This window comes from Streptomyces sp. NPDC057010, from assembly GCF_042673805.1.
Lineage (GTDB): Bacteria > Actinomycetota > Actinomycetes > Streptomycetales > Streptomycetaceae > Streptomyces.
The window spans coordinates 1-13,318 of record NZ_JBHUSC010000065.1 but is presented as its reverse complement, the minus strand read 5'-3'; the positions used below and the strand labels follow the sequence as shown (position 1 = coordinate 13,318).

Genomic DNA, 13,318 nt, shown 5'->3' with positions numbered 1-13,318 from the left:
CACCCCTTTCCCTTTTCCGTACGCCGATCAGGAAGGCGATATCCGCCGTGTCCGAACTCCATCTCGCCGTCACCCTCGACGGCGCGGGCCGGCATCCGGCGGCCTGGCGCGAGCCGGGGGCCCGGCCCGCCGAGCTGTTCACCGCCCGCTACTGGGCCGGGCTCGTCGCCGAGGCCGAGGCCGGACTGCTCGACTTCGTCACCTTCGAGGACGGGCTCGCCCTGCAGTCCTCCTCCCCCGAAGGACCCGACGAGCGGACCGACCTGGTCCGCGGGCGGCTGGACGCCGTCCTCACCGCGGCGCGCGTCGCGCCGCTGACCCGGCACATCGGGCTGGTCCCGAGCGTGACCGCCACCCACACCGAGCCCTTCCACATCTCCAAGGCCGTCGCCACCCTCGACTACGTGAGCCGTGGCCGGGCCGGCCTGCGCATCCAGGTCTCGGAACTCCCGTACGAGGGGCGGCACTTCGGCCGCCGCGCCCACCCGCTCCCCGAGCCGCAGCTGTATGCGGAGGCCACCGACCACGTCGAGGTGGTCCGGCGGCTGTGGGACAGCTGGGAGGACGACGCGGAGATCCGCGACGTGGCCACGGGCCGGTTCGTGGACCGCGACAAGCTGCACTACATCGACTTCGAGGGCCGGCACTTCAGCGTCCGGGGGCCCTCGATCACGCCGCGCCCGCCCCAGGGCCAGCCGGTCGTGAGCGCCCTGGCCGACGGCGCCGCGGCGTACGGGCTGATCGCCCGCTCCGCCGACGTCGGATACGTCACCGCCCGCGACACCGACGGGGCACGGGCCGCCGTCACGGCGATCCGCGAGGCCCGGGAGTCCGCGGGGCTCGCGGCCGAGCCCCTCCACCTGTTCGGGGAGCTGACCGTGTTCCTGGACGAGGACCACTCCGCGGCCGCCGACCGCCTGGAGCGCCTCGACGCGCTCGCGGGCGAGGCGTACTCCGACGACACCGCGGTCTTCGCCGGGACCCCGGTGCAGCTGGCGGACCTGCTCCAGGAGCGCCGGGAAGCGGGCCTGTCGGGCTTCCGGCTCCGGCCGGGCGTACTCGCCCACGACCTGCCCGCCCTCACGCGGGGGCTGGTGCCCGAGCTCCAGCGGCGGGGGGCCTTCCGCCGGGCGTACGAGGCGGACACCCTGCGCGGCCTGCTGGGGCTGGCCCGGCCCGCCAACCGCTACGCCGGGCCCCGCGCCGCCTGACCTCGGACCTCCCGGAAGGACGAACCATGAGCACCAAGCCGCTCAAGCAGATCCATCTGGCGGCCCACTTCCCGGGCGTCAACAACACGACCGTCTGGAGCGACCCGGCGGCCGGCAGCCACATCGACTTCGATTCGTTCCGCCACTTCGCGCAGACCGCGGAGCGCGCCAAGTTCGACTTCCTCTTCCTCGCCGAGGGTCTGCGCCTGCGTGAGCAGGGCGGGCGGATATACGACCTGGACGTGGTGGGCCGGCCCGACACGTTCACGGTCCTCGCCGCGCTGGCAGCCGTCACCGAGCGCCTCGGCCTGACCGGCACCATCAACTCCACATTCAACGAACCGTACGAGGTGGCCCGCCAGTTCGCCTCCCTCGACCACCTCTCCGAAGGCCGCGCCGCCTGGAACGTGGTCACCTCCTGGGACGCCTTCACCGGCGAGAACTTCCGGCGCGGCGGGTTCCTGCCGCGCGAGGACCGCTACACCCGCGCGCAGGAGTTCCTGGCCACCGCCACCGAGCTGTTCGACTCCTGGGACGGAGGCGAGATCCTCGCCGACGCCGCCTCGGGCGCCTTCCTGCGCGACGGCCGGGCCGGGGCCTTCTCCCACTGGGGGCAGCACTTCGACATCGAGGGCCGGTTCAACGTCCCGCGCAGCCCGCAGGGCAGGCCGGTGATCTTCCAGGCGGGCGACTCCGACGAGGGCCGCGAGTTCGCCGCCTCCTCCGCCGACGCCATCTTCGGGCGGTACGCGACCCTCGACGAGGGCCGGGCGTTCTACGCCGACGTCAAGCGCCGGCTCGCCGCGTACGGCCGTACGCACGACCAGTTGAAGATCCTGCCCGCGGCCACCTTCGTCCTCGGCGACACCGACGCCGAGGCGCACGAGACCGCCCACGAGGTGCGCCGCCTCCAGGTCAGCGGGCAGACCGCGATCAAGTACCTGGAGCACGTCTGGAACCGGGACCTGTCCGCCTACGATCCGGACGGCCCGCTGCCCGACGTCGACCCCGAGGTCGGCGAGAACACCATCGCCCTCGGCCGGGCGAGCGTCCGCCAGTTCCGCGACCCCCTCGAGACCGCCCGGCAGTGGCGCGCGCTCGCCGAGGCCAAGAACCTGTCGATCCGCGAGCTCGTCATCGCCACCACCGCCGCCCAGACCTTCGTCGGCTCCGCCGCCACGGTCGCCGAGTCGATCAACTCGCTCGTCCAGGCGGACGCGGCCGACGGCTTCATCCTGGTCCCGCACATCACGCCGGGCGGCCTGGACGTCTTCGCCGACACCGTCGTCCCGCTGCTCCAGGAGCGGGGCGTCTTCCGGACCGAATACGCGGGCACCACCCTGCGCGACCACCTCGGTCTCGCCGTGCCCGGCGCGGCGCCCTCCCGGCGGGCCGCGGCCTCGTGAAGTTCCTGGCCATCACCCTGATCACGGACTCACCCGACCCGGTGACGGGCGCGCACACGCCCACCCGTGAGCGGTTCCGCGAGGTCGTCGCCAGTGCGCTGCTGGCGGAGGAGCTCGGTTTCGACGGCTTCGGGGTGGGCGAGCGCCACGAGCGGCCGTTCCTGTCCTCCTCGCCGCCCGTGGTGCTCGGCCACATCGCCGCGCTGACCCGGCGGATCAGGCTGTTCACCGCCGTCACCACCCTGAGCCTGCTGGACCCGGTGCGGGCGTACGAGGACTACGCGACGCTCGACCACCTGTCCGACGGGCGCCTGGAGCTGATGATCGGCAAGGGCAACGGCACGGCGCAGCGGGAGCTGTTCCACGTGACCCCCGAGGACCAGTGGGAGCGCAACGCCGAGGCCTACGAGCTGTTCCGGCGGATCTGGCGCGAGGACAAGGTGACCGCACAACCGCGCTTCCGCCCCTCGCTGGCCGCGGCCGAGGTCCTGCCGAGGCCGTTCCAGCCGGCGCTGCGCGTCTGGCACGGCAGCGCCACCAGCCGGGAGTCCGTGGATCTCGCCGCCCGCTACGGGGACCCGCTCTTCTCGGCGAACGTCACCCACCCGATCGGCCCGTACGCCGAGCTGATCCGCCACTACCGCGAGCGCTGGGAGCACTACGGGCACGATCCGGCGCACGCGGTCGTCGGCGCGGGCACGGCCGGGTTCCACACGGCGCCCACCTCGCAGCAGGCCGTGGCCGCGTACCGGCCGGCCTTCGCCCGGTACCTGGCCGCGCACCGGCTCCAGGGCATCGAGCCCGTCTTCCCGACGCTGGAGGACTTCGTCGAGCGGAGCTCGGCGCTGATCGGCAGCCCCCAGCAGGTGATCGAGAAGGTGCACCGCTACCACGAGGAGTTCGGCCACACCGCCCTGCACCTCCAGGCCGAGCCGGGCGGCCTCACCTACGCGGAGCACCGCGCCTCCCTCGAACTGTTCCAGTCGGACGTCGCCCCCGTGCTGCGCCGCGCGATCCCCGACCCCCGCTTCCCCGACCCCGACTTCGCCGACCTGTAAGGAGCCCGGCCATGTCCGGCATCCCCCTCGGGGTCCTCGACCTCGTCCCGGTCCCGTCCGGTTCCACCGCCGCCGAGGCCCTCCACAACAGCATCGACCTCGCCCGGCGGACGGAGGCTTTCGGCTATGCGCGCTACTGGTTCGCCGAGCACCACCTCAATCCGGGGGTCGCCGGGACCTCCCCGGCGGTCGTCCTGGCCCTGACCGCGTCCGCGACCGGCACCATCCGGCTCGGCTCCGGCGCCGTCCAGCTCGGGCACCGTACGGCGCTGTCGACGGTCGAGGAGTTCGGCCTCATCGACGCCCTGCACCCCGGCCGCATCGACCTCGGCCTGGGCCGCTCGGCGGGACGGTCGGGGCCGCCCCCCGGCGGGCCGGTGTCGCCGGCGCCCCCGCGGGCGGTCCCGGTCGTGGACGGATACACCGCGAACGGGCTGCGCATCCCCGACCGGTTCTCCTTCGCGCACCTGCTGGGCCATCCGCGGGTGGCACTCCAGCAGAAGCTGCTGAACCTGCCCGGCGCCCAGCCGCAGGACTACGCCGAGCAGGTCGAGGACGTCCTCGCGCTGCTGCGCGGCGAGTACCGCACCCCGGAGGGGGTGGAGGCGCACGCCGTCCCCGGCGAGGGGGCCGACGTACAGGTGTGGATCCTGGGCAGCAGCGGCGGGGTGAGCGCGGAGAGCGCGGGCCGCAACGGGCTTCGGTTCGCGGCCAATTACCACGTCAGCCCGGCTTCGGTGCTGGAGGCGGCGGAAGCGTACCGGGCCGCCTTCAAGCCGTCCGCGGAGCTGGACCGGCCGTACCTGACGGTCTCCGCCGACGTGGTCGTCGCCGAGGACGACGACACGGCCCGCGAGCTGGCCACCGGGTACGCGCCCTGGGTGCGCAGCATCCGCGCCGCCGAGGGCGCCATCCCCTACCCCACTCCGGCCGAGGCCCGGGCCCTGCCCTGGTCGGAGGCGGACCGGGCGCTCGTGGCCGACCGGGTGGAGACCCAGTTCGTGGGCTCCGCGCGGACCGTCGCCGACCACCTGGACCGGCTCCAGGAGGCCACCGGCGCGGACGAGTTGCTGATCACGACGATCACGCACGACCACGCGGACCGGGTGCGCTCCTACCGCCTCCTCGCGGAGGAGTGGCGCCGCCGCGGCTGACGGAACGGGCCCCCGCCGTGCGGCGGGGGCCCGGTGCAGCGGGCGGGCTCAGCCGCCGTCGCGGACCGCGACGATGCCGTTGAAGACGCCGACGTACGCCGTGCCGTCGGGGCCGAGCGTGATCGGCGCCCAGTTGTTGTCGTACAGCGGACCGGTTCCGGTCAGCTGCCGCCAGCGGCGCTCACCGGTGCGGAAGTCGACCGCGGTGAGGTACCAGGCGTCGATGCCCCAGAAGTTGGGCTCCTTCTCGTAGAAGTAGAGCAGCCCGTTCGCGGTGGAGAGCTTCGGGACGACGGAGGGAGCGCGGATCGCGCTCTCCCAGACCGTGTCGCAGCCGCTGCCGTCGGCGCGGACGTCGATGCGGGACACGCCGCCGACGACCGACTTGCCGAGGAGCAGGGTGGTGGGGTTCTCGTAGCCGTAGTTGTTCTCGACGACGATACTGTTGCCCCAGGTGATCAGGGAGTTGTCGGTGGTCGAGGCACCGGAGCCGAAGACGGGCACCTTGCAGACCAGCCGCCCGCCGTCCGGGACGTTCAGGCCCCGCTTGTAGACCAGGACGTTCATCCGGTCGTCGGCGTTGTCGGTGATGGCGACGTAGCCGTTGCCGAACAGGTCCGGTGTGGTGCCCGAACCCTGGTTCACGGAGCCGGGCTTGGTGCCGGTGCCGCGGTCGTACGTCTGGCGCCACTGCACCTCGGGGGTGCCGTCGGCGGCGGCGCGGAAGCTGTAGAGCGCGTGGTCGCTGACGATGGAGACGCCGTCCTCGGCGACCGAGAAGGAGTTCTGGATCTCCTCGCCCGGGAGCTGGATCGAGCGGATCCGCGAGGTCTCGGGGTCCACGGTGCCGACGCGGCCCTGGCGGGTGACCCACCAGATGCGGCCGTTCCAGTCGGGCATGACGGAGGTGACTGGATCGCAGGTGCCGCTGGGCCACAGGTTGGTCCAGCTGACGCAGTCGTGCGGGACCTGGCCGGTGAGGTCCCAGTCGTTGTCGACCGTGAACTTCCAGCTGCCGTCCGGGTTCTGGCTGTGGGCGAGGCGCAGGATGTGCTGGCGGGAGTCGGCCAGCACGGCCCGGTCCTGGTTGTCCAGGTAGAAGTAGGCGCCGCCCGAGGTGTCCTTGAAGATCTTCGAGAAGTCGAGCGAGGTGATCGCCTCGACCGTCGAGGAACGCTGCGGGAGCTGGTATTCCGCGAGCGTGGCGAGCGTACGGGGCTCCAGGAGCTTGACCTTGAAGCCCGAGAAGGTGCCGCACACCGTGACCAGGCGGCCGGCCGTGTCGAAGGTGGCGGTGGCGCATTCGCCGCCGAGCGCGGCGATCTTCTCGCTGGTCACCCGCAGGTCCTTGCCGAGCGGCCCGGACCAGGGGGAGGTGGCGCTGCCCGCCGCGTCGGAGTGCATGCCGCTGCGGCCGTTGGGCGCGAGGAAGGGGTGCTGCGGGGGCGCTTCGCCGGGCAGCGGGGCGGCCGCCGCGGGGCCGCCGTCGTAGTGGCTGACCAGGCGGTGGCCGGGGGCCTTGGGTATCTCCTCGGCCTGGGCCGGGGAGACGCCGTACATCACCGTGAAGGCGGCGATGACCGGAACCACAGCGCAGTTCAGCGCTCTTCGGAACATCCGGACTTCCTCCTGTCTCTTCAGTTTTATTGACATTGCGTATGACATCGCGCCGCCGCCAGACGCTAGATCGCACTGCCCGAGGAGTCCATGGAGAAGCCGGATGATTCATGAAGGCGCAACAGTTGATCAAGGGTTCACGGTCGGAGACCCCCTACGGCCTCAAGCCCGAGACCACATCGGCGGTCGCCGTCAGGCCGTCGTGGATGGTCGCGGCCATGCTGCTGCTCGCCAGGTAGAAGCCGAGCAGCACGCAGACGAGGGCGTGTGAGAACTTGAGGCCGCCGCTGCGCATGAAGATCCACGCGAGGATCAGGAGCAGGACGACCACGGAGAGCGAAATCACCATCGAAACCTCCTTACTCGGCGCCATGGTGGCGCAGCGAGGGGGGCTTCCGGGCGAAAGACGTGTCCGCCGTACGGGTGTTGACCGTCCGTGACGGGCGCTCGGTCCTTGACGATCTCGTTCGTGCGCGTCCCGGCGCGGTGCCCGCCGGAAGCCGCACGCACGGGGGTTGCCCGGCCCGGCCCCCTCGTGCCATATATGTCTAGACCTTTACGCGGAAGCGGAGGAAGGCACCCCCGTGCACCACGCCCGACGCACCGCCCCGACGCTCACGCTCGCCCTCCTCCTCGGCCTCGGCCTCGGCGGCGCAGCCGCGTGCACCGCCCCCGACACCGAACCCCCGCCCGCCCCCGCCGGGCTCACCGCGCAGGCCGGCAGCGCCACCACCGTGCACGTCATGTGGAGCGCGCCCCCGGAACGCGACGGCGTGACGCGCTACCAGGTCTTCGAGGGCGGCCGCATGGTCCGGGAACTCCCGGCCGAGAAGACCATGGTGGACATCACGGGCCTCACCCCGCAGACCGGCTACGCCTTCACCGTCAAGGCCGGGGACGCCGCCGGGAACCTCTCCCCGGCCTCCCCCGCCGTACGGGCCACCACCCCCGCGGCCAAGGCCGAGGACCGCGCGGCACCCGCCGCGCCCGCCGCCACCACGGCCCGGGCGACCGGCCCCCGGTCCGCCTGGGTGTCCTGGGCGCCGGCGACCGACGACACGGGCGTGACGGCGTACGACGTCTACCAGGGCGGCGTCCGGATCCACACCGCCGGCCCCGGCGAGAGCGGCACCGCGCTGACCGGCCTCCAGCCCGACACGGTGTACACCTTCACCGTGCGGGCCCGTGACGGCGCGGACAACTCCTCCCCCGACGGACCCCCGGTGGACGTGACGACCCCGCCCGCCTCGGGCGACGGCCCGAACACCGCACCCGCCGAGTTCACGGCGGCCGCCTCGCCCGGCGCGGTCACCCTCACCTGGACCGCCCCGGACACCGGCAGGGAGACCGGCGAGTACGAGCTGTACGTCAACGGAAAGCCCACCACCGTCATCCAGTTCGGCGCCGGCGCCGTACCCACCGGCCGGGCCGAGCACCGGCTCACCGTGACCGAGCCGGCCGGTACCGTCTGGGCCGTCAAGCTGCGGGCACGGCTGCCCGACGGCAACTGGGGCGCCTTCTCGGCGGAGCGCCGGATCACCCTCGTGGCGTGATCGGGCGGGGCGATCCGGCCTGAACGCCCGTGCCGGGAAAGAAGATCACGCACAATACTTCCGTGTTCGGTGAGTACTCGGTCAACAACAATCAGGCAGATTCCTCGGACGGCGACCTCGCGCCGGCCGCCGGCGCCGCGCCGGGAAACCTGCCTCCGGAAGCAGCCGGCTTCATCGGGCGGGAGCATGAACTCGGCCTCATCGACTACCTGTTGCACCACCGGCGGCTCATCACGCTCACCGGCGTGGGCGGCGTCGGCAAGTCGCGGATCGCCCTGCGGGCCGTCGCCGCCGCCGGCCAGGCGCGGGCCGACGGCGTGTGGTGGGTGGAACTGTCGCCGCTGCGCGACCCCGGGCTGCTCACCGCGACCGTCGCCCACGCCGTGGGCCTCGCAGACCACTCCCCGCGTCCCCTCGACGAGGAGCTGTGCGGATGGATGTCCGACAAGGAACTCCTCCTCGTCCTGGACACCTGCGAGCACATGGTGGCCGAATGCCGCCACTTGGTGGGTGAACTGCTCCAGTCCGCCCCCGGGTTGACGGTCCTGGTCACCTCCCGGGAGCCGCTCGGCTCCCCCTGCGAGGAGGTCGTCGAGGTCCGCCCGCTGCCCTGCGAGGGGACCGACAGCGACGCCCTCGCCCTCTTCCGTGCCCATGCCCTCGCCGCGACCCCGCAGGCCGCGGAGTGCTTCGAGGATCCACAACGGACCGCGGTGGCCGCCGAGTTGTGCCGCCGCCTGGACGGGATCCCGCTCGCTCTGGAGCTCGCGGGCGCCCGAATGCGGCTCTGGTCGCTGGAGCAGATGGCCGAGCGGATCGGCGCGCGCTTCGACGTGCTGACCGACGCCCGGTCGGCCCTGCCGCCCCGGCACCGGACGATGCGGACCACCGTCGGCTGGAGCCACGAACTGTGCGAGCCGCTGGAGCGGCTGCTGTGGGCCCGGCTGTCCGTCTTCACCGGCGACTTCGACGTGGCGGCGGCCCGCGCCGTGTGCGCGGGCGGCCCGCTGCCCGCCTCCCGGGTGGAACGGGTCCTGGCGGGCCTCGTCGCGAAGTCCGTGGTCCGCCGCAGCGAGGAGCGGGGCGCCGGGGCCCGCTACCGGATGCTGGACACGATCCGCGAGTACGGGCACGACTGGCTGGACGAGCTCGCCGAGACGCGGATCGTCGCCGACCGCCACGCCCACTGGTACGCGGCGCTCGCCCAGGCCGCCGACCGGGGCTGGCTGGGCCCCGGCCAGGTGGACTGGTACCGCAGGATGACCGCCGAGCACGCACAGCTGCGCACCGCCCTGGAACACCTGCTGGGTTCCGATCCGGGGGCGGCGCTGGAGATGGCCGGGGCGCTGTGGTTCTACTGGTTCGCCTGCGGGCACGTGCACGAGGGCCGGGGCTTCCTGGAACGGGCCCTGGAGGTCTCCCCGCCCACGGGGGCCGCGTACAACCAGGCCGTGTGGGCGCTCGGTCTGGTCGCCCTGCTCCAGGGCGACATGGAGGCGGCCCGGCGGATCGGCGAGGAGTGCACGCGGGGCGCGGCGCGGCTCGCGGACCCCGAGCGGGAGCTGCGCGCCGCGTACCTGCAGGCCGTATCGGTGCTCATGCCGGGCGATCCTGTACGGGCCCTGGAGCTGGCCGGTCCACGGGCGCGGGCGGGCCACGGCGGGCGGACGAGCGGCCCCGGCTGGCTGCTGTGCAAGCTGGCCACCTCCTACGCCCTGTGCGACCTGCGGCGCTTCGAGGAGGCGATGGCGGAGGCACGGACCCTGCGGGAGGCCTGCGCGGAGCTGGGCGAGCGCTGGCTGCGGGCGTACGCGGACTACGTCCTGGCGGTGGCGGCGCTGGGCCTGGGTGAGCACGGTGAGGCGGCCCGGCACGTACGGGCCATGCTGTCGGGGAAGCGGCTGCTCGGGGACCGCTTCGGGATCGCCCTGGGCCTGGACCTGCTGGCCGCGGCGGTGGCCGCGCTGGGCGACGGGGAACTGGCGGCGCGCCTGCTGGGCACCGGGCACGCCTGGTGGCGCACGGTGGGCCGGCCACAGATGGGCTCGCCCTCGCTGACGGCCCTGCGGGACCAGGGCGAGCGGCAGGCCCGGGCGGCGATCGGCGACGCGGCCTACGAGACCGCGTTCCGGGGCGGGGCGGCTTCGTCCACCGGCTGAACGCCGGCCGGTGGACGCCGTAACAGCTGGTCCGACACCTGGCCTCCCGTCAGTACGGGAGGGTTCTGCCCGACGGTGTGCGCAGGTCCAGGTCTCGGGGGGCGGGCTTGGGGACGGGCTTGCGGATCAGCTGCTGGCGCATGCTGCCTCCTCGCTCAGACCAGGGCCGGGCGGCGGGGTGCCACCGTGCGGCCTTCGGGGAGCAGTTCACCGGTGTCGTCGAAGATCACCACGCCGTTGCACAGCAGGCTCCAGCCCTGTTCGGGGTGGGAGGCCACGGTGCGGGCGGCATCGTGGTCTGGGCTGTCCGCGGCGGGACAGGGGGGCTGGTGGGAGCACATGGCGCACCTCCTCGCAGTGTGGGGCGGGAGGGCCGGTGGTCACCCGGTCGAATCCGCGATCCACGGTGGCGGTGAGTATTACTGATCGCCGCCCCCGGACGGAACCCATATTCGCGGTCCAGTTCAGGGTGTGTATGCCCGCTTACCATGCGCTCATGCCCGCTATCCGGATCATTCACCGAACCCATTTGCCGGCCGCGGAGGCATGGCTGCGCCTGACGGACTGGGAACGCCACGGGGCGCAGGTCCCCCTCACCCGGACGATCATCGAGACGGCACCGCCGACACGGGTCGGAACGATCTTCACGGCGCGCACGGGCGTGGGCAGGATCACATTCGACGACCGCATGGAGGTCACGGTGTGGCAGCCCCCGAACAAGGACACTCCGGGACGGGTCCGGCTGGAAAAACGAGGCCGTACGGTGACGGGCTGGGCGGAAATCGAAGTCGTCCCCGTCCCACCGGGCGGCGCCGAGATCCACTGGCACGAGGACCTCCGCCTCCGCGGCCTTCCCCACGCCCTGGACCCCGCGGTCGCGGCCGCGTCCCGCCTCCTCTTCACCCGAGCCCTCACCGGCCTCCTGCGCCCCTGAGCACGGGACGGCGGGGCCACCTCCGGCCCCGCACCTGCAAGACGGCGGGGCCACATCCAGCCCCGCCGGCGTTTGAGGCGCGGGGGTACGGGGGCGGAGCCCCCGCAACGGCGCCGCAGCCGAACAGCGGAACCGCCCGGCCGGGACACCGCCAAGGCACAGCGCCTAGCGAATCGGCATGTCGGAGAGCGTCCGCGCGATCACCAGCCGCTGGATCTCACTGGTCCCCTCGAAGATCGTGTAGATCGCACTGTCGCGGTGCATCCGCTCCACCGGGTACTCCCGGGTGAACCCGTTCCCGCCGAGGATCTGCACGGCCTGCGCGGTCACCTTCTTCGCGACCTCGCTCGCGAACAGCTTCGACATCGAGCCCTCCGCCGAGGTGAACGGGCGGCCCGCGACCGCCATCCAGGAGGCCCGCCACACCAGCAGCCGCGCCGCGTCGATCTGGGTCCGCATGTCGGCGAGCTGGAAGGCCACGCCCTGGTTGTCGATGATCGGCCGGCCGAACTGCGTCCGCGTCTTCGCGTAGTCGAGGGCGACCTCGTACGCCGCCCGCGCGGTGCCCACCGCCATCGCCCCGACCGCCGGCCGGGAGGCCTCGAAGGTGGCCATGGCGGCGTTCTTCACGCGTTCGCCGGCGCCGCCGCTGCGCGCCCGCTCACGGGCCCGCGCCAGCCGCTCGTCCAGCTTCTCCTTGCCGCCCAGCAGGCAGGAGCCGGGCACCCGTACGTCCTCCAGCACCACCTCGGCGGTGTGGGAGGCGCGGATCCCGTGCTTCTTGAACTTCTGCCCCTGGGACAGCCCCGGGGTGTTCGGCGGCACGATGAAGGAGGCGTGCCCCTTCGTCCCGAGCTCCGGGTCGACGACCGCCACGACGATGTGGACGTTGGCGATACCGCCGTTGGTCGCCCAGGTCTTGGTGCCGTTGAGCACCCATTCGTCCTTGGCCTGGTCGTAGACGGCCCGCGTGCGCATGGAGCCCACATCGGAGCCCGCGTCCGGCTCGGAGGAGCAGAAGGCGGCGACCTTCACGTCGTCCGGGGTGCCGTACATCTGCGGGATCCAGGTGCCGATCTGCTCCTCGGTGCCGTTCGCCACGACGCCGATGGCCGCGAGCCCGGTGCCGACGATCGACAGGGCGATGCCGGCGTCGCCCCAGAAGAGCTCCTCCATCGCCATCGGGATGCCGAGGCCGGTGGGGTCGAAGAACTGCTGCGCGTAGAAGTCCAGCGAGTAGATGCCGACCTTCGCCGCCTCCTGGATGACGGGCCAGGGAGTCTCTTCACGCTCGTCCCATTCCGCGGCCGCGGGCCGGATCACGTCGGCGGCGAAGCCGTGGATCCAGTCGCGTACCTGCACCTGGTCGTCGTTGAGCTCCATGGTGAACTCCGCCATGTCCCCTCCACCTGTGTTACTAGCGGTAACCCGCACGATGGCCACAGTCTGTTACCGGTCAGTAAGCACTGTCAAGCACCGCCGGTTTCGATGGTCAAGGTGTGCGGGGTGTTACGTTGCGTGGGCGTCACGCACATCGCACGGGCGGGGAGAGAAACACATCATGGAGACCACGCAGCACGCAGGCGAGCCGGGAGCGGCCGAGCGCCGGCGGCGGGAGCTGCTCGAAGCGGCCGACCGGGTCGTGCTCAGGGACGGCCCCAAGGCCTCCATGAACGCCATCGCGGCCGAGGCCGGCATCACGAAGCCCATCCTCTACCGGCACTTCGGTGACAAGGCGGGCCTCTACCAGGCCCTCGCCGTCCGGCACACCGACGCCCTGCTCGACTCCCTGCGGGCAGCGCTCGACGCCCCGGCCGAGCGGCGCAGCCGGGTGGAGTCCACCCTCGACACCTACCTCGCCGCCATCGAGGCCCGCCCGCAGGTCTACCGCTTCCTGATGCACCCTGCGGAGGACTCCCAGAGCACCGAGCGCGGCTTCGACGTTGGCCTGCACTCGGCCCCGCTGCTGCGACGCCTCGGCGAGGAGCTGGCCAAGGTCATCGGCGAACGCGTGGACCTGGGCCCGGGCCCGGGCGGCGAGCAGCTGGCCCGCGTCTGGGGCCACGGCATCGTCGGCATGATGCACGCCGCCGGTGACTGGTGGCTCGGCGAACGCCCCTGCGGCCGCGCGGAGCTGGTCACCGGCCTCACCGACCTCCTCTGGGGCCGCCTGGCCACCGCCGGCAACCGCGAGGACGGCCCGGGCTTCTGACGACTCCGCGAGGC

The 13,318-nt window shown here is 72.7% G+C and carries 12 protein-coding genes; 8 read left to right on the top strand and 4 right to left on the bottom strand.

Translation table 11 applies throughout. From position 1 onward, the window contains the following. Nucleotides 1-38 precede the first annotated feature (38 nt). From ACFTXQ_RS32620 to ACFTXQ_RS32605, 4 genes are read left to right on the top strand one after another with little or no spacing between them, the layout of a single operon-like run. Nucleotides 39-1,211: an LLM class flavin-dependent oxidoreductase gene (locus tag ACFTXQ_RS32620; RefSeq protein ID WP_382648053.1), complete on the top strand. Its 1,173-nt coding sequence runs from the start codon at nt 39-41 to the stop codon at nt 1,209-1,211. Nucleotides 1,212-1,237: 26 nt separating this feature from the next. Beyond that, a complete protein-coding gene (locus ACFTXQ_RS32615) occupies nt 1,238-2,617 on the top strand; it encodes an NtaA/DmoA family FMN-dependent monooxygenase (protein WP_382648006.1) in 1,380 nt (459 codons plus the stop codon). After that, the gene (locus tag ACFTXQ_RS32610; protein WP_382648003.1) at nt 2,614-3,675 is read left to right on the top strand and encodes an LLM class flavin-dependent oxidoreductase; all 1,062 of its coding nucleotides are present in this window, start codon (nt 2,614-2,616) and stop codon (nt 3,673-3,675) included. The genes ACFTXQ_RS32615 and ACFTXQ_RS32610 overlap by 4 nt, the downstream gene beginning before the upstream one ends. Nucleotides 3,676-3,686: 11 nt before the next feature. Beyond that, on the top strand, nt 3,687-4,829 hold the full coding sequence (locus ACFTXQ_RS32605; RefSeq protein WP_382648000.1) for an LLM class flavin-dependent oxidoreductase: 1,143 nt from the start codon (nt 3,687-3,689) through the stop codon (nt 4,827-4,829). Nucleotides 4,830-4,877: 48 nt separating this feature from the next. Here ACFTXQ_RS32605 and ACFTXQ_RS32600 read toward each other — a convergent pair whose 3' ends face one another. Then, nucleotides 4,878-6,446 (bottom strand): hypothetical protein, encoded by a 1,569-nt coding sequence (locus ACFTXQ_RS32600; RefSeq protein WP_382647997.1) that lies wholly within the window; start codon nt 6,444-6,446, stop codon nt 4,878-4,880. Nucleotides 6,447-6,600: 154 nt separating this feature from the next. Further along, nucleotides 6,601-6,795, bottom strand: coding sequence for a hypothetical protein (locus ACFTXQ_RS32595; RefSeq protein WP_382647994.1), 195 nt, complete (start codon nt 6,793-6,795; stop codon nt 6,601-6,603). 235 nt (nt 6,796-7,030) lie between these two features. Here ACFTXQ_RS32595 and ACFTXQ_RS32590 point away from each other — a divergent pair, with 235 nt between their 5' ends. Further along, entirely contained in the window at nt 7,031-7,999 is a 969-nt protein-coding gene (locus ACFTXQ_RS32590) for a fibronectin type III domain-containing protein (protein ID WP_382647991.1), read from the top strand. Between the two features lie 62 nt (nt 8,000-8,061). After that, nucleotides 8,062-10,158 carry an ATP-binding protein gene (locus ACFTXQ_RS32585; RefSeq protein WP_382647988.1) on the top strand — a complete coding sequence of 699 codons (2,097 nt, stop codon included), beginning with the start codon at nt 8,062-8,064 and terminating at the stop codon, nt 10,156-10,158. A gap of 155 nt (nt 10,159-10,313) precedes the next feature. On the opposite strand, the gene ACFTXQ_RS32580 is transcribed toward ACFTXQ_RS32585, so the two are convergent. Next, on the bottom strand, nt 10,314-10,499 hold the full coding sequence (locus ACFTXQ_RS32580) for a DUF5999 family protein (RefSeq protein WP_382647985.1): 186 nt from the start codon (nt 10,497-10,499) through the stop codon (nt 10,314-10,316). 155 nt (nt 10,500-10,654) lie between these two features. Here ACFTXQ_RS32580 and ACFTXQ_RS32575 point away from each other — a divergent pair, with 155 nt between their 5' ends. Continuing rightward, the gene (locus tag ACFTXQ_RS32575) at nt 10,655-11,092 is read left to right on the top strand and encodes an SRPBCC family protein (protein WP_382647982.1); all 438 of its coding nucleotides are present in this window, start codon (nt 10,655-10,657) and stop codon (nt 11,090-11,092) included. A gap of 165 nt (nt 11,093-11,257) precedes the next feature. Here the strand turns inward: ACFTXQ_RS32575 and ACFTXQ_RS32570 are convergent, their stop codons facing one another. Continuing rightward, nucleotides 11,258-12,490, bottom strand: coding sequence for an acyl-CoA dehydrogenase family protein (locus ACFTXQ_RS32570; protein ID WP_382647979.1), 1,233 nt, complete (start codon nt 12,488-12,490; stop codon nt 11,258-11,260). A gap of 163 nt (nt 12,491-12,653) precedes the next feature. Between ACFTXQ_RS32570 and ACFTXQ_RS32565 the strand changes: the two genes are divergently transcribed. After that, complete coding sequence (locus ACFTXQ_RS32565; RefSeq protein ID WP_382647976.1) at nt 12,654-13,304, top strand: TetR family transcriptional regulator; 651 nt, start codon at nt 12,654-12,656, stop codon at nt 13,302-13,304. The last annotated feature ends 14 nt before the right edge of the window (nt 13,305-13,318 follow it).